Annotated in this window: 14 protein-coding genes; 1 reads left to right on the top strand and 13 read right to left on the bottom strand. The window is 71.6% G+C overall.

Annotated elements, in window-relative coordinates:
• The 12 genes from VLF38_RS11855 to VLF38_RS11800 all read right to left on the bottom strand — a co-directional run.
• Nucleotides 1-778, bottom strand: a 778-nt coding sequence (locus tag VLF38_RS11855) for an ABC transporter permease (RefSeq protein WP_325271469.1), incomplete at its 3' end; no start/stop codon positions are given.
• Nucleotides 775-1,536, bottom strand: a complete 762-nt coding sequence (gene modA / locus VLF38_RS11850; protein WP_325271468.1) for a molybdate ABC transporter substrate-binding protein — start codon at nt 1,534-1,536, stop codon at nt 775-777. The genes modA and VLF38_RS11855, both read right to left, overlap by 4 nt.
• A complete protein-coding gene (locus VLF38_RS11845; RefSeq protein WP_325271467.1) occupies nt 1,533-1,931 on the bottom strand; it encodes a TOBE domain-containing protein in 399 nt (132 codons plus the stop codon). Before VLF38_RS11845 ends, modA begins: the two co-directional genes overlap by 4 nt.
• A 41-nt stretch (nt 1,932-1,972) precedes the next feature.
• Complete coding sequence (locus VLF38_RS11840; RefSeq protein WP_325271466.1) at nt 1,973-3,541, bottom strand: alpha/beta hydrolase; 1,569 nt, start codon at nt 3,539-3,541, stop codon at nt 1,973-1,975.
• Nucleotides 3,538-4,707 carry a DNA polymerase III subunit delta' gene (locus tag VLF38_RS11835; protein WP_325271465.1) on the bottom strand — a complete coding sequence of 390 codons (1,170 nt, stop codon included), beginning with the start codon at nt 4,705-4,707 and terminating at the stop codon, nt 3,538-3,540. Before VLF38_RS11835 ends, VLF38_RS11840 begins: the two co-directional genes overlap by 4 nt.
• Entirely contained in the window at nt 4,704-5,348 is a 645-nt protein-coding gene (gene tmk, locus VLF38_RS11830; protein WP_325271464.1) for a dTMP kinase, read from the bottom strand. The genes VLF38_RS11835 and tmk overlap by 4 nt, the downstream gene beginning before the upstream one ends.
• Nucleotides 5,349-5,477: 129 nt before the next feature.
• Nucleotides 5,478-5,993 (bottom strand): type IV toxin-antitoxin system AbiEi family antitoxin domain-containing protein, encoded by a 516-nt coding sequence (locus VLF38_RS11825; RefSeq protein ID WP_325271463.1) that lies wholly within the window; start codon nt 5,991-5,993, stop codon nt 5,478-5,480.
• 200 nt (nt 5,994-6,193) lie between these two features.
• Entirely contained in the window at nt 6,194-6,673 is a 480-nt protein-coding gene (locus tag VLF38_RS11820; RefSeq protein ID WP_325271462.1) for a hypothetical protein, read from the bottom strand.
• A gap of 42 nt (nt 6,674-6,715) precedes the next feature.
• Complete coding sequence (gene topA, locus VLF38_RS11815; protein ID WP_325271461.1) at nt 6,716-9,451, bottom strand: type I DNA topoisomerase; 2,736 nt, start codon at nt 9,449-9,451, stop codon at nt 6,716-6,718.
• A 129-nt stretch (nt 9,452-9,580) separates the two neighbouring features.
• Nucleotides 9,581-11,095, bottom strand: coding sequence for a class I SAM-dependent methyltransferase (locus VLF38_RS11810; protein WP_325271460.1), 1,515 nt, complete (start codon nt 11,093-11,095; stop codon nt 9,581-9,583).
• 168 nt (nt 11,096-11,263) lie between these two features.
• Nucleotides 11,264-13,666: a sodium-translocating pyrophosphatase gene (locus tag VLF38_RS11805; protein ID WP_325271459.1), complete on the bottom strand. Its 2,403-nt coding sequence runs from the start codon at nt 13,664-13,666 to the stop codon at nt 11,264-11,266.
• A gap of 152 nt (nt 13,667-13,818) precedes the next feature.
• The gene (locus tag VLF38_RS11800) at nt 13,819-14,157 is read right to left on the bottom strand and encodes an anti-sigma factor antagonist (protein ID WP_325271458.1); all 339 of its coding nucleotides are present in this window, start codon (nt 14,155-14,157) and stop codon (nt 13,819-13,821) included.
• Nucleotides 14,158-14,206: 49 nt separating this feature from the next.
• On the opposite strand from VLF38_RS11800, the gene VLF38_RS11795 reads away from it, so the two are divergent.
• The gene (locus VLF38_RS11795) at nt 14,207-16,546 is read left to right on the top strand and encodes a DEAD/DEAH box helicase (RefSeq protein WP_325271457.1); all 2,340 of its coding nucleotides are present in this window, start codon (nt 14,207-14,209) and stop codon (nt 16,544-16,546) included.
• A 12-nt stretch (nt 16,547-16,558) separates the two neighbouring features.
• Here the strand turns inward: VLF38_RS11795 and VLF38_RS11790 are convergent.
• On the bottom strand, nt 16,559-16,773 hold a 215-nt coding region (locus tag VLF38_RS11790; protein WP_325271456.1), incomplete at its 5' end, for an Rv3654c family TadE-like protein.

The raw sequence follows: 16,773 nt of genomic DNA, 5'->3' as shown, positions 1-16,773 counted from the left end.
GGTCGCGGCGGGCGATCACGATGATGACGACGGCGACGGCCATCAGCAGGACCGAGAGGGCGACAGCCGCGTCGGGGTCGACCTCGCGCTGCAGGAAGATCTCGAGCGGGAGCGTGCGGGTGACGCCCTGCAAGCTGCCGGCGAAGGTGAGCGTCGCGCCGAACTCCCCCAGCGACCGCGCGAACGCGAGCACCGTGCCGCTGAACAGCCCGGGCAGCACGAGCGGGAGCGTCACGCGGAAGAGCACGCGCGTCGGCTTCGCGCCCAGGCTGGCCGCGATCACCTCGTAGCGCCGTCCGGCGCTGCGCAGCGCGCCCTCGAGGCTCACCACCAGGAAGGGCAGCGCCACGAACGCCTGGGCCAGCACCACGGCGATCGTCGAGAACGCGACCTGCACGCCGGCCACCTCGAGCGCCTCGCCCAGCAGTCCGCGACGCCCGAACGTCGCGAGCAGCGCGATGCCGCCGACGACCGGCGGCAGCACGAGGGGAAGGAGCACGGCCGCCCGCAGCAGGTCCAGCCCACGGAAGCGGGCCCGGGCCAGGACGAGCGCCATCGGCACGCCCAGGACGAGGCAGAGCGCCGTGCTCGCCGCCGCCGTGCGCAGGCTCAGCCAGAGCGCGACCTGCGCCGACTCGCTCGTCACCAGGCTGACGAAGTCGTGCCAGGGCACCTCCGCGAGGAGCGCGACGAGCGGGAGCAGCACGAACGCCGCACCGGCGGACGCCGGCAGCCAGGCCCACCACGGCAGGGGCGGCTCGCCGGGGCGCACCGTCACGGCGTACCGAATCCGGCGGCGCCGAGCCTTGTGCGTCCCTCGGCGCCGAGGACGAGGTCGACCCACTCGGCTGCGAGGTCGACCTGGAACTCCGAGCCGCCCAGGGTGACGATCGGGTAGCTGTTCGTCGCGTTGACGCGCGCCGGGATCTCGATGCTCGCGACCCGGTCGCCGGCTGCGGCGACGTCCGTGACGTAGACCAGGCCGGCGTCGGCTTCACCGGAGGCGACCTTGCCGAGCACGTCGGCGACGGACGGCTCCTCGGAGACCGGCTTCCAGTCGAGGCCCGCGTTGCGCTCGACCGTCGCCGCCGCGGCACCGCACGGCACCTCCGGGGCGCAGGTGACGAGCTGGACCCCTTCCGAGGCGAGGTCCTCCAGTCGGTCGATGCCCGCCGGGTTGTCAGTCGGCACCGCGATGGCGAGCGTGTTGGTCGCGAAGGGCCTCCACCCCTCGGCCATCGGACCTGCCATCTCCATGCTCCGCTCGTCCGCCGAGGCGAAGACATCGGCCGGCGCTCCCTGCCGGATCTGCGCAGCCAGGTCGGAGGAGCCGGCGAAGTTGAACCGGACCGCGACCCCGGGATGGGTCGACTCGAACTCTTCACCCAGCTCTTCGAAGACGACGCGCAGAGATGACGCGGCGTAGACGGTGAGGATCCGCTCCCCGGCAGCCGGCTCCGCGTCGCCGCCGCAGGCTGCGAGGCCCGTGCAGAGGAGTACGGCGCTGCCGAGGAGGGCGACGGGGCGCGGGTTCATGCGCTGCCCACGTGGGTCTCGATCACGACGTTGGTCGACTTGATCGACGCGGTCGCGAGGGAGCCGCGCTCGAGGCCGAGCTCGCGGACCGCCTCGCTGCTCATCAGCGAGACGACGCGGAACGGACCGCACTGGAGCTCCACCTGCGCCATCACGGTGTCGAGGGTGATGTCGGTGACCAGCCCGACGAACCGGTTGCGCGCCGAGCTGGCGCCCGGCGCCCCGGGCTGCCGGGCCTGCTCACGGGCGACCATCGCCACCTCGTAGCCATCGACGACCTTGCGCCCGGTGCTGTCGACGTGGGCGTCGAGGAGGCCCCGTTCGACCCAGCGGCGGACGGTGTCGTCACTGACGCCGAGGTGGGCGGCGGCGTCCTTCAGGCGCAGGTGCGGCATGAAGGAAGCGTAGAGGACCGCAGATGCGGACGGAACCCCCCTCAGCAGCTCAGGTCGCGGGTGGGCGCCGTGCCCTCGATGAGGTACGTCTCGACCGCGCTGTCGACGCAGTCGTTGCCCATGTTGAAGCCCGTGTGGCCGTCACCGTCACGCGTGATCAGCACACCGGACTCGAGCTGGGAGGCGAGCGCCTGAGCCCAGACCAGCGGGGTGGCGGGGTCGCGGGTCGTGCCGACGACCACGATCGGCGCCGCCCCCTTGGCCTCGAGCGTCCAGTCGGGCTTCGGCGCCTCCTTGCCGGGCCCGAGCGAGCGGCAGCCGATCATGCCCCACGCGAAGATCCCCCCGAACGTCGGCGACTGCTCCTCGAAGCGCGGGAAGAGGGCCGGGATCTTCTCCGGCCCGACGGACGACGGATCGTCGTCGCAGTTGATCACGTAGATCGCCTCGGAGCTGTTGTCGGAGTAGCCGCCACCGTCCTTGCGGGAGGTGTAGACGTCGGCGAAGCCGAGCAGGCCACGCCCGTCTCCCTCAAGCGCCTGCCCCAGCGCCTGGTCGAGGTAGCTCCAGTAGTCGTTGTTGTAGAGCGGCGTGATGATGCCCAGGAACGCCGTGCCCGAGGTCAGCTGGCGGGTGCCGACGCGGAGCGGCTCGGCGTCGACCTCGTCGAGGAAGTCGCGGATCCGGTCGAGCGCCGCCTTGCGGGTCGCCCCGAGGTAGCAGTCGTCCTCCTCGATGCAGTGGTCGACGTAGGCCTCGATCGCGACCTGGAAGCCGTGCGCCTGCTGCAGCGAGCTCTCGAGCGAGGAGAGCGTGGGGTCGACCGCACCGTCGAGGACCATCCGGCCGACCCGCTTCGGGAAGAGGTCGGCGTACGTCGCTCCGAGCTTGGTGCCGTAGGAGGCGCCGAGGTAGTCGAGGTGGTCGTCGCCCAGCGCGGCCCGCAGCACGTCCATGTCGCGGGCGGCGTTGTGGGTGGAGACATGGCGGTAGAGGTCACCCGAGCGCCGCTCGCAGCCGGGCCCGAAGGTGTCGGCGTCCTCGACGAACGCGCGGACCTCCGCCGGGGTGTCGGGGTCGGGGTCGGCCGCGACGAACGCGTCGAGCTGGCCGTCGCTGAGGCAGTCGACCGGCGCGCTCGCGCCGGTGCCGCGCGGGTCGAAGCCGATCACGTCGTAGTGGTCGTAGATCGCGTCGGGGAAGCTCGGGAAGTCGCTGCTGCTGGCGGCGTAGTCGGTGCCGGGAGCACCGGGCCCGCCCGGGTTGACGACCAGGTTGCCGACTCGCTGGGCGGGCTTGTCGACATCGTTGCGGAGCACCGCGATGCCGATCGTCGTGCCGGCGGGGTCGGCGTAGTCGAGCGGGACCTCCAGCGTCGCGCACTCGTCTCCGTCGCGGCACGCCGACCAGTCGAGCTCCTGAGCGTAGAACCGCTCCAGCGCCGGGTCGGGCACGTCGCGCGAGCCGGCGTCCTCAGGACGCTCGATCGGCTCCGACGCGCTGTCGTCACCACTGCTGTCGCGATCGGCCGGGGCCAGCACCACCACCGCGATGACGATCGGGAAGAGGATCGCGATGACCACGAACAGGATCGGCAGCGCACGCTTCACGCCCGGCCTCCCTCCGGCAGCTTCAGCGCCACCATCATCGACTCCAGCGCGAGCTGCGCCGGGACGTTGAACTCGAGCATCTGCTCGCGCGCAGCGAAGATCGCATCGATCCGCCGCAGGGCCTGCTCGGGCGTGCTCAGCTGCACGAGCCGCTCGAGATCGGGCCGGAGCTCCTCGTTGACCAGCTCGGCTCCAGAGCCGGTGCTGAGGGCGATCGCGTCGCGGTAGACGCTGACCAGGTCCATCAGGGCCCGGTCGACGACATCGAGGATCCGGCGCTTCGCCCGGGTCTTCTGGCCTTTCTCGAGGGCGGCCAGGGCAGGTGCGTACTCCCGCGGCCGGCGACCCCGCTCGACCACGCCGTACGCCGCGTCGAGGTCGGCCTTCTCGCTCTTGTCGAGGTCGCTGGTGATCGCCTCCGCCTCCGCCTTCGCGGCGGCATGGAGCCGGTCCGCGGCCTGCATGCACGCGCCGAGGGAGGTGAGACGGGCCGGGATGGCGACGATCTCGCGGCGGCGGTTGCGGACGTGCTCGTCCTTCGCCAGCGCACGGGCCCGGCCGATGTGGCCCTGGCTGTGGCGGGCGGCGTAGGACGCCAGGGAGTCCGGGACGCCCATCGTGCGCACCAGGAACGCCGCCACGTCAGCCGGCGCCGGCGTGGTCAGCGTGACCAGCCGGCAGCGCGAGCGGATCGTGGTGAGGACGTCCTCGACGGTCGGGGCGCAGAGCATCCACACCGTGCGCGGGGTCGGCTCCTCGATCGCCTTCAGCAGGGCGTTGCAGGCCTGGTCGGTGAGCCGGTCGGCGTCCTCGACCACGAGGACCTGCCACCGCTTGCCGACCGGGCTGAGGCCGGAGCGGCGGACGATGTCGCGGACCTCGTCGACACCGATCGAGAGCTTCTCCGTGCGGACGACGCTGACGTCGGCGTGTGAGCCCGCCATGACGGTGTGGCAGGCATGGCAGCTGCCGCAGCCGCCCTGCTCGCACTGGAGCGCAGCCGCGAACGCGATCGCCGCGTTGGAGCGGCCCGACCCGGGTGGACCGGTGAAGAGCCAGGCGTGGCTCATGCCCTGGCCCTGCGCGGCGCGGGCGAGTGCGGTGATCGCCGGGCGCTGGCCGACGAGGTGGTCCCAGATGCCCCGCTCGAGTGCGGCCGCGCTCACGCGCGTGCCTTCGACAAGGCGGCTGCCACGCGCTCGCGGATCGCGGTGTGGATCTCCTCGATCGAGCCGCGCGCGTCGAGGACGAGGTAGTGGTCGGGGTCCTGTGCGGCCATCGCGAGGAACGCCGCGCGCACGCGCTCGTGGAACTCCAGCGACTCCCCCTCGATGCGGTCACGCTCCTCGAAGCGGCCCAGCCCGGCCTGCGGCTCCAGGTCGAGCACGACGGTCAGGTGCGGCCGCAGGTCACGCGTGGCCCAGCGATTGACCGCCTCGACCTCCGCGACCGTCTCGGTGCGCCCCGCACCCTGGTAGGCGAGCGCGGAGTCGACGTACCGATCGGTGATCACGACGCTGCCGGCGCGCAGGGCCGGAAGGACGACGGTGTCGACGTGCTCGGCCTTGTCGGCGGCGTAGAGCAGCACCTCGGTGCGGTTGCTCAGCTCGCCGGTCTCGGGGCTCAGGACGATCTCGCGGATGCGGCGACCGACCTCGGTGTCACCCGGCTCGAAGGTGAGCACCACGTCGTGGCCCTCGGCCTCCAGCCACTGCTGCAGCAGGCGCGACTGCGTCGACTTGCCGCCGCCCTCGCCGCCTTCGAAGCAGACGAAGAGGCCGGTGTCGGAGAAGGCGCCCGTGCTCACGGCGTACAACCTAGTCGGCCGGACCCACAACCCGGCCGGGCGATCGCCCCGCGCTGCTGTAACGCGGTGTCCTCGTGGCTTCTGCGGGGTTACAGCAGCGCAGAAGCCACGAGAAGACCGCGGAAGTGATCACGCCACTCGCGGGCAGCGCTTCGGCACGACGTACGGCGCGAGGCCGTGCGCCAACCCGTGCTCGCGCGCAACGTCAACTGCAGATCGGGCCATGCCGAGCACCCGGATCCCGTCCACCTCTTCCACCTCGGCCTCGATGAACGCCGCGCCATGATGCTTGACGCCACGGGTCGTGCGATCACCGCGTACGTCGGGTCGGGTTACGTGCGTCAGCGAATTCTTCGCGGTCAGCAGCGCGAGCCCAAGGGCGAGCCCGGCAGTGTCGTGACTCCAGGCATGTGCCTTCGCGGCCGTCAGCGTGACGGCACGCGCGACCAGCAGCGGCCGACCGGTCCGGTCGTCAAGAGCGTCCCAGACTGCCGACTCGACGTACGCCCCACGGCGGATCGTGCGCCACGTGCCGCGCCGGACGAGCTCGTCGACCGTGGCGGCGGAGAGACCGGCCGAGATTGCCTGGCGACGGGTGATGAGCCCGTGCTGCTGGGCCATGAGGGCGCGGATCTCGGCGTACATGGGCACATCGTGCGCACAGAGGCGCCCGGTGCGCGGGCCGCGTTGTGCGCCCTGTGGAGGACGGCGATCCCTTTGCCGCTGGGGTGCCCGCACTTCTGCGGTCCTGTCGTGACTCGTGCGCCTCTGCAGCACCGCAGAAGCCACGAGGACACCGCGTTACAGCGAGGGTGGACGGCGGATGGTCGCCGGAGGCGTGCGGGTCAGGGCTGCGGCGCGTAGCCCCACGTGCCGAACGTGACGTAGGCGTAGACCAGCGCGACCACCAGCTGCCACGGCAGCGCCACCAGGTAGCCGAAGCAGACCGGACGGATCCGCCGCCACGATGCCAGGACCAGGACGACAGGGACGCTGCCGAGCAGCACCCACCAGAGCGCCGGCCAGTCGGCGTACGGCGGGAGGAGGTCGACGCGGTTCTCGCCCTCGACCAGGCCGACGCCGTAGCCGAACCCCGCGCCGCCGCCGGCCGCGAGCCCGAGCAGGAAGAGGAGGAACCCCAGCAGGCCCCGACCGGTGGCCCTCGCCCCGCGAGCGATGCGGCCGGAGGTCGGAGCGAGCGGTGACGCCGGCGGCTCGTCGCGGTCCTCGTGGAGCACGCGGTGGAGGAAGTCGCCCTCGACCGGAGGCTCCTTCGCGACGATCTCGTCGGCAGCGGCGGGATCGAGCTGCTCGTCGATGCTCATGTGAGGATGATGCATCCGGAGCCGCCCGATTCCCGGCAGGCGCTACGAGCTCTTCTTCGCGGCGGCCTTCTTCGTCGTCTTCTTGGCCGCGGCCTTCTTCGCGGTCGCCTTCTTGGCCGTGGCCTTCTTCGCGGTCGCCTTCTTCGCGGTCTTCTTGGCCGTCTTCTTGGCAGGGCCCTTGGCCCGACGCTCGGCGAGCAGCTCGGCAGCGCGCTCGATCGTCATCGCCTCGATGGTGTCGTCCTTGCGGAGCGTCGCGTTGTACTCGCCATCGGTCACGTAGTCGCCGAAGCGGCCCGACTTGATCACGACCGGCTGTCCGGAGACGGGATCGGGGCCGAGCTGCTTGAGCGGCGGCGCCGCGGCGGCACGGCCACGCTGCTTGGGCTGGGCGTAGATCGCCTGCGCCTCCTCGAGCGTGATCGTCAGCAGCTGCGCCTCGGACGCGATGGTGCGGGAGTCCGTGCCCTTCTTGAGGTACGGCCCGTAGCGACCGTTCTGCGCGGTGATCTCCTCGCCGTCGGTGTCGACACCGACGACCCGCGGCAGCGACAGCAGCTTGATCGCGTCGTCGAGGGTGATCGTGTCGAGCGACATGTCCTTGAAGAGCGAGCCGGTGCGCGGCTTGACGGCGTTCTTGCCGGTCTTGGGGGCGTCGTCCGGCAGGACCTCGGTGACGTAGGGACCGAAGCGGCCGTTCTTGGCCACGACCTGGAGGCCGGTGTCGGGATGGACCCCGAGCTCGATCTCGGCACCCGCCGGGTTGGCGAAGAGCTCACGCGCCTTGGCCGCGGTCAGCTCGTCCGGCGGGAGGTCGTCGGGGACGTTGGCCCGCGTCGGGGTGGCGTCGCCCTCACCCTCGGGGCCCTCGATGTACGGGCCGTAGCGGCCCACACGGAGCACGATGCCGTCGGCGGGATCGCCGACCGGGAAGGTCGCCAGCGCCTTGGCGTCGATGTCGCCGAGCCCGTCGACAAGCGGCTTGACGCCGACCTTGGCGTCGGAGCCGAAGTAGAACTCCCGCAGCTCGATGACCTTCTGGCGCTCACCACGGGCGATGCCGTCGAGCACCTCCTCGAGCGAGGCGGTGAAGTCGTAGTCGATGAGGCGCGTGAAGTGCTCCTCGAGGAGCCGCACCACCGAGAACGCGATCCACGCGGGCACCAGGGCGGTGCCCTTCTTGTAGACGTAGCCGCGGTTGATGATCGTCGAGATGATGCTCGCGTACGTCGACGGGCGGCCGATCTCGCGGTCCTCGAGCTCCTTGATCAGCGTCGCCTCGGTGAAGCGCGCCGGCGGCTTGGTCTCGTGGCCCGCTGCGCTGATGCTCGCCGCCGACACGCTCGCGCCCTCGGTCAGGTTGGGCAGGCGGGTCTCGGCGTCGTCCTTGGTGGCGTCGTTGTCGGTGCCCTCGACGTACGCCTTGAGGAAGCCGTGGAAGGTGATCGTGCGACCGCTCGCGCCGAAGACGACGTCGCGACCGTCAGCCGCCGTGCCGCCGAGCCGGACCGAGACGGTGTTGCCGACCGCGTCCTTCATCTGCGACGCGACGGTGCGCATCCAGATCAGCTCGTAGAGGCGGAACTGGTCGCCGCTGAGCCCGGTCTGGGCGGGGGTGCGGAAGTGCTCGCCGGCCGGACGGATCGCCTCGTGTGCCTCCTGCGCGTTCTTGACCTTGGAGGCGTAGACGCGGGGGCGGTCGGGGAGGTACTCCGCGCCGTACAGCTCTCGGACCTGCTCCCGTGCCGCGCCGATGGCGGCGTCGCTCAGCGTCGTGGAGTCGGTACGCATGTAGGTGATGTAGCCGCCCTCGTAGAGGCGCTGCGCCACGCTCATCGCGACCTGGGCGGTCATGCCGAGCTTGCGGCTGGCCTCCTGCTGGAGGGTCGTCGTGCGGAACGGCGCGTACGGGCTCCGCTTGTAGGGCTTGGACTCGACCGAGCGGACCGTGAAGGAGGTGTCGTCGAGCGCGGTGACGAGCGCGTCGGCGGCCTTGCGGTCGAGGTGGGCGACCCCCGCCTTGGTCGCGGCGGCGGTCAGCTGCGCGGTGTTGTCGAAGTCCGAGCCGCGGGCGATCCGGGCGCCGTCGATGGAGTGGATCTTGGCGGGGAACATCCGCTGGTCATGGCCCGAGCCCGCGTCGAAGGTGCCCTCGAGGTCCCAGTAGGAGGCGACCTTGAAGGCCATCCGCTCCTTCTCGCGGTCGACGACGAGGCGCGTGGCGACCGACTGGACGCGGCCGGCGGAGAGACCGCTCTGGACCTTGCGCCACAGGACCGGGGAGATCTCGTAGCCGTAGAGGCGGTCGAGGATGCGGCGGGTCTCCTGCGCCTCGACCAGGTCGTCGTTGATCTCGCGCGGGTTCTCGGCAGCGGCGAGGATCGCCGACTTGGTGATCTCGTGGAAGACCATCCGCTTGACCGGGACGCCCTTCTTGGGCTTCAGCTCGTCGAGGAGGTGCCAGGCGATCGCCTCGCCCTCGCGGTCCTCATCGGTGGCGAGGAAGAGCTCGTCGGCGTCCTTCAGCAGCGACTTGAGCTTGGTCATGTGCGACTTCTTGTCGCGCGGCACCACGTAGTAGGGGGTGAAGTCGCCGTCGACGTCGATGCCCAGGCGGCCCCAGGGCTTCTCCTTGATCTTCGCCGGGATCTCCGCGGCGTTGTTCGGGAGGTCGCGGATGTGGCCGATGGAGGACTCGACGACGTAGCCCGCGCCGAGGTACCCACCGATGGTGCGGGCCTTGGCCGGGGACTCGACGATGACCAGCTTGTGTCCCACGCGCTCTGCTCTCCCTGCTCTTTCGTGACACCTCACCTTGCCGAGAGGGTGCTCACGGCCGCTCACTGTAGCCCCACGATTCAGGGCGTCCAGTGCGGACGTGAGGTGATGGGCGCCGCTGACCTTCGGTCAGGAAAGCTCGAGGAAGCCCTCCGCGATGAGCTCGCGGACCTTCTCCACGTACGCCGCGCGGGTCTCGGCCGCATCGGCCTCGAGCAGCTGGGCGAGCGCGTCGAGGATCTGGCCGACGGTCAGCTCGCCGTCGCACGCGCCGACGAGCGCCGCTTCGACCGTGTCGGCCTTGCGGGCACGCCGGAAGCCGCGCTGCTGACGGAGCACGACCGTGTGCGGGTCCTCGGCACCGGGCGCGCCGACGGTCTCCTGCTGGACGTCCTCGCGGACCTGGAGCGTGGCATTCATCAGCGCGTCGTCGTCTGTCAGCCCCACGAGGGCGTCGACGGCCTCGCCCCACGCGCCGATGGCCGGCGCGATCGGCTGCTCCACGTCGTACGGCCACTCCTCGAGGCGGTACGTCGGCTGGCCTGGCGCGTCGACCGGGCGCTTGCGGAGGTTGATCCAGCCGAAGCCGATCGCCTCGATGCCCTGCTCCTCGAACCACGCCAGCCACGTGTCGTAGCGGTGGAGGTAGTCGGGGGCCGACTGCAGGCCGGCGTCCTTGAGCCAGAGCTCGACGTAGCTGGCCGGGTCGAGGACCTCACGCTGCACCACGAACGCGTCGCAGGTGCCGTCGAGCCAGGAGGCGAGCCGCTCGTCCCACGGGGTGTCGGCCCTGATGATCCAGTTCGCGAGGACCTGGCACCAACCGCCGACGTTCAGCAGCTCGGGCGCCTTGCGGACGATGTCCTCGACCACCCGGTCGCCCGGCAGGCCGGAGTCCCGGTAGACCAGCCGCTCCCCCGTCGCCGGCGAGATGACGAACGGCGGGTTGGTCGCGATCAGGTCGAACGTGTCGCCCGCGACCGGCTCGAAGAAGGAGCCGTCGACGACCTCCACGTTGGGGGTCTGGTTGAGCGCGGCGTTGAACTCCGCGATCCACAGGGCCCGCTTGTTGACGTCGGTGGCGACGACCCGCTCCGCGTGACCCGCGAGGTGCAACGCCTGGACGCCGCAGCCGGTGCCCAGGTCGAGGGCGGTCCGCACGTCGTGGCGCAGGGTCAGCTGGGCGAGGCTGGTCGACGCGCTGGAGATGCCGAGGACGTGGTTGACGCCGACGTTGTTGGGGGTGCCGTCGAGGCCGGGCGTCAGGTCGGAGACGACCCAGAAGTCCCGGTCGTCGCCCTCGAGGTTGGCGGCGTAGGGCCGGACGTCGATGCGCGCCGCGACCTCCGAGAGCGAGCGCTCGAGGATGCCCTCCACACAGAGCCGGTCGACCAGACCGGGCAGCGCCTTCTCGGCGTCCACCACCGGGACCGTCGCCTGCAGCAGGAAGAGCCGGGTCAGCGTCTCGAGCGGGCTGCTCCCGGTCGTACGCCGCAGCCCTGGCGCGGTCTCGTTGCGCGACAGGGCGTTGTGCGCCGTCGGGCCGAGCAGCTCCGCGACCCCGTCGTACGTGTAGGAGGCGTCGGCGAGCGCAGCGCGGAGGGCTGCCGGAAGTGAGGAGTGCAGGGGCGCGCGGTCGGTCACGCGCCCATCATCCCCGACGCGCGATGGGGCGCGCGCTGGACCCTGCACCCGCCCCACTCCGCTGTAAAGCGCGATTACGTGCACTTCTGCGCTGGTCTACGGCGGCAGAAGTGCACGTAATCCGGCTTTACAGCAGGGCGGGCGCGGAACATGCGCTCCGGCCCCGGGTCAGTGGCGGACCACGCCCCGGCGCGAGTGCGGCGGCTCGTGCGCCCCGGCCCGCGGCTGCGGTACGTCGTGCTGCGGCGCGGGCGGCGTGATCTCCTCAGGCCCGTCGTCGAGGTGGCTGCTGCGGCGCTTGGAGGCCACCACCGCGACCACGATGACCACGAGCGCGGCTCCGGCGATGAGCAACGAGAGCGGACGGTTGGCGTCGGCTCCCAGCGTCATCGACACGACAGCCCCCACGATGAGCAGCGACACCAGGTTCATCACCTTGATCAGCGGATTGATCGCGGGTCCGGCCGTGTCCTTGAACGGGTCGCCCACCGTGTCACCGATGACGGTGGCCGCGTGCGCCTCGGAGCCCTTGCCGCCGTGGTGACCGTCCTCGACGAGCTTCTTGGCGTTGTCCCAGGAGCCGCCGGCGTTCGCGAGGAAGACCGCCATCAGCGTGCCGGCGCCGATCGCACCGGCGAGGAAGCCGGCCAGCGGCCCGACGCCGAGGCCGAAGCCGACCACGACGGGGGCGAGCACCGCGAGGACACCGGGCGTGACCAGCTCGCGGAGCGAGTCGCGGGTGACGATGTCGACCACGCGGCCGTACGCCGGACGGCTGGTGCCGGCCATGATCCCCGGGTCCTCGGCGAACTGCTTGCGCACCTCCATCACGACGGCCCCCGCCGCACGCCCGACCGCGTTGATGGCGAGGCCGGCGAAGAGGAAGACGACGGAGACACCGATCAGGAGGCCCACCAGGACGTCCGGGCTGAAGACCGCGAACGTCGGGGCGCTGTCCGCGCCCGACGCAGCGAGCTCCTCGATCACAGAGCCGATGTAGGAGCCGAAGAGGGCACTGGCGGCGAGCACGGCGGTCGCGATCGCGATGCCCTTGGTGATCGCCTTGGTGGTGTTGCCGACGGCGTCGAGCTCGGTCAGGACCTGCTCGCCGGACTCGTGGACGTCGCCCGACATCTCCGCAATGCCCTGCGCGTTGTCGGAGACAGGGCCGAAGGTGTCCATCGCGACGATCACGCCGACGGTGGTGAGCAGGCCGCAGCCGGTGAGTGCGACGGCGAACAGGGCCACCGACAACGAGCCGGAGCCGAGGGCGAAGGCACCGAAGACGGCTGCCCCGATCACCAGCGTCGTGTAGACGGCCGACTCGAACCCGACGCTCAACCCGCTCAGGATGACGGTGGCGGCGCCGGTGACCGACGTGCGGCCCACGCTCTTGACGGGCTCGTGCTCGGTGCCGGTGTAGTAGCCGGTGATCGCCAGGATCACCGCCGCGAGGACGATGCCGATCAAAACGGCGCTGGCCGCGACGAGTGCCGGGTCGATGCTGCCCATCGTGGAGCCGGTGATCGCGTCGAGCTGCGCCGCGGCGCCCGCGTCGGTGCTGTTGAGGCCACCGGTCAGGCCACCGATGGAGCGCGGCAGGTAGGTGAAGGCGACCACCGAGCAGGCGACGGCCGCGATGCCCGCCGACAGGTAGAAGGCGCGGTTGATGGTGCGCAGACCGTTCTCCCCCTCCCGCGGGCGGCACAGGAAGATGCCGATCACCGCGGTCACGGCGCCCACCGCGGGCACCAGAAGCGGGAAGACGAGCCCTTGCACGCCGAACGCCGCCGACCCGAGGATGAGCGCGGCGACCAGGGTGACGGCGTACGACTCGAAGAGGTCGGCGGCCATGCCGGCGCAGTCGCCGACGTTGTCGCCCACGTTGTCGGCGATGGTGGCTGCGTTGCGCGGGTCGTCCTCGGGGATGCCCTTCTCGACCTTGCCGACGAGGTCGGCGCCGACGTCGGCGGCCTTGGTGAAGATGCCGCCACCGACACGCATGAACATCGCGAGCAGGGCTGCGCCGAAGCCGAAGCCCTCGAGCACGTGCGGCGCCTGACCGGCGTACAGGAGGACGACGAGGCTGGCGCCGAGGAGACCGAGGCCGACCGTGGCCATGCCGACGAACGCGCCGGTGCGGAAGGCGATGTTCATCGCCGGGTCGCGGCCCGCGCCCCCGGGCTCGTCGGCGGCAGCTGCGACCCGCACGTTGGCGCGCACCGCGAGCCACATGCCGAGGTAGCCGATCGTTGCCGAGAACGCCGCTCCCACGAGGAAGAACGCCGACCGTCCCAGACGTACGCCGAGGTCGTCGGCCGGGAGCGCGAGGAGCAGGAGGAAGGCGATCACCGCGAAGCCCGCCAGGGTCTTCAGCTGTCGCCGGAGGTAGGCGTCCGCGCCCTCCTGCACGGCCTTCGCGATCTCCCGCATCATCGGGGTGCCCTCGTCGGTGGCGAGCACCTGCCGTCGGAAGACCGCCGCCATGATCAGGGCGACCAGCGCCACCACTCCGACGCCCAGGACGAGCGTCAGGTCGGAACCGGTCAGGTCGATGTCTGCAGCCCGCATGCCACACCTCTGTCGTCCGGGAGCCCCCGTGTGCCGTTTCAGAGTGGCACGTGTTCACTCACCCGTCGAGAGGCTCGCGCGGCGCCGCGACCTCGCGCCTGTGGTCGGCCGAACCAGCGGCTGTGGCCAGTCGAGCCTGCACTCGTGGCGCGTCAGGCTGCGGCGATGGCGCTGTCGAGGTCGTCGTGGATCACGAAGACCTTGGCCAGGCCGGTGATCCGGAAGATCTTGAGCAGGCGCTCCTGGGTGCAGACCAGCTGGAGCGAACCGCCGTGCGCACGGACCTTCTTCAGGCCACCGACGAGCACGCCGAGGCCGGTCGAGTCGAGGAACTCCACGCCCTCCAGGTCGACCACGATCCGGTAGGCGCCGCCGCCGACGAGGTCGGTGATCCGGTCGCGGAGCCGGGGCGCGGTGTAGACGTCGATCTCGCCCTTGACGGCGACGACCGACACGCCGTCGTGGTCGCGTGCATTGAGGTCGAGGTCCACGCGCGTATCAAACCACGCGTGTGTCGGTGGTGGCTGGGAAACTTGGTCAGTGACGTCGACACAGCAGGCAGTGCCGGGGAGGCCGCAGCCCGACGTCGCCGACCTCCTCGACCGGCTCGCGACCCCGGCGCGCGCCGATCGGCTGGCGCACGTCGAGCTGCTGCCGCCACGGGACGGCGTACGCGCGGAGTGGCCGGCCTGGGCCCACCCCGACGTCGTCGCGGGCTTCACCCGCCGTGGGGTCACCTCGCCGTGGAGCCACCAGGCAGCGGCCGCGTCCGCTGCGCACGCCGGCACCCACGTCGTGCTCGCGACCGGCACCGCGTCGGGCAAGTCGCTCGCCTACCAGCTGCCGGCCCTCACCGCGATCCTCGGTGGCCGCGGCCCACACGGCCAGCGCGGCGCGACCGCGCTCTACCTCGCACCCACCAAGGCCCTCGCCCAGGACCAGCTGGCCTCGGTGCTCGAGCTCGGCACCGGCGTCTGGGCGACCACCCACGACGGCGACAGCTCGCGCGAGCAGCGCGACTGGGCCCGCGATCGCGGCGAGCTCCTGCTCACCAACCCCGACATGCTCCACCACTCGCTCCTGCCCGGCCACGAGCGGTGGGCCCGCTTCCTGCGCGGCCTGCAGTACGTCGTCATCGACGAGTGCCACCACTACCGGGGCGTCTTCGGTGCGCACGTCTCCCACGTCATCCGCCGGCTCCGCCGGATCTGCGCGATGTACGGCGCGTCCCCGACGTTCGTCCTCGCCAGCGCGACGGTGGCCGACCCCGAGGCGCTCGCGCTGCGCCTGATCGGGCTGCCCGCGCAGGCGGTGACCGAGGACGGCTCCCCGCGGGGGCGGGTGGCGCTCGGGCTGTGGGAGCCGCCCTTCACCTCCTACGAGGGCGAGAACGGTGCGCCCGTGCGGCGCGCCGCCAGCTCGGAGTGCGCCGACCTGCTCACCGACCTGGTCGTCGAGGGTGTGCGCACGTTGGCGTTCATCCGCTCCCGTCGTGGCGCAGAGCAGGTGGCGCACACCGCAGCGGAGCAGCTCGCCGAGGTCGACCCGTCGTTGCCGCACCGGGTCGCGGCGTACCGCGGTGGCTACCTGCCCGAGGAGCGCCGGGAGATCGAGGCGGCGCTGCGCCGCGGTGACCTGCTCGGGCTGGCGGCGACCAACGCGCTCGAGCTCGGCATCGACGTGAGCGGACTCGATGCGGTGCTGCTCGCCGGTTTCCCGGGCACCCGCGCTGCGTTGTGGCAGCAGGTCGGGCGCGCCGGCCGCAACGGCGGCGATGCCCTGGCTGTGCTCGTCGCACGCGACGACCCGCTCGACACCTACCTTGTGCGACACCCCGAGGCGCTGCTCGGGCGACCCGTCGAGGCGAGCGTGTTCGACCCCTCGAACCCCTACGTGCTCGGGCCGCACCTCTGCGCCGCGGCGGAGGAGAAGCCACTGACCCCGGCCGACCTGCCTCTCTTCGGTCCCACCGCGAGGGAGGCGGTCGACGCCCTCACCGACGCCGGGATGCTCCGGCGGCGGCAGGCGGGCTGGTTCTGGACCGACCACCGCCGTGCCACGGACCTCGCTGACCTGCGCTCGGCCGGGGGCTCTCCCGTGCAGCTCGTCGAGGCGTCGAGCGGTCGCGTCGTCGGCACGGTCGATGGCGGCTCCGCCCACGGGACGGCCCACCCCGGCGCCGTCTACGTCCACCGCGGTGAGACCTGGCTGGTCGAGCAGCTCGACCTCGAGGGTCACGTGGCGTTCATGGAGCGCGCGGAGACGGACTACTCCACGAGTGCCCGCGAGGTCACCGACATCCGGATCCTCGGCGAGCGCGACCACGTGATGTGGGGCGACTGCCGCCTCTCCTTCGGCTCGGTCGCCGTCTCGCACCAGGTCGTCTCCTACCTCCGCCGTCGCCAGCCGTCGGGTGAGGTGGTCGGCGAGGAGCCGCTCGACCTGCCCGTGCGCAGTCTCCACACCGGCTCGGTCTGGTGGACCGTGCCGCAGCACGTCTGGGAGGGCGCGGGGCTGGAGGCGGGCGACCTGCCGGGAGCAGCCCATGCCGCGGAGCATGCCTCGATCGGCCTGCTGCCGCTCTTCGCCACCTGCGACCGCTGGGACATCGGCGGCGTCTCCACCGCGCTCCATCCCGACACCGGCATGCTCACGGTCTTCGTCCACGACGGGCACCCGGGCGGCGCCGGCTTCGCTGAGCGGGGCTACTCCGTGGCGCGTGAGTGGCTCACCGCGACCCGGGAGGCGATCGAGGGCTGCACCTGCGCCGACGGCTGCCCGAGCTGCGTACAGTCACCCAAGTGCGGCAACCAGAACAACCCGCTCGACAAGCACGCGGCGGTGCAGCTGCTCGACGCGCTCCTGGCCTCGGCTCCCTGACGGAGTGCCGTCTCATGACGGCCCTGCCCGCGCTCGCGCGCTGACCTCGTCGAGCACCTCGACCCCTCCCGGCAGGTCGACGGCGACGGTCACCAGCACATCGACGCTGTCGACCCGGCAGTCCGTGAGGGCGCCCCGGTTTGCCTGCGCGATGTCACCGGCCGCGACACAGGGGTCACCGCCCTGCTCCGCTGCCGCTGCCCCGGCGAGTGCGGCGAGATCGGCGG

The organism is Nocardioides sp. (assembly GCF_035481145.1).
GTDB lineage: Bacteria > Actinomycetota > Actinomycetes > Propionibacteriales > Nocardioidaceae > Nocardioides.
This window is presented reverse-complemented; position numbering and strand designations above follow the sequence as displayed.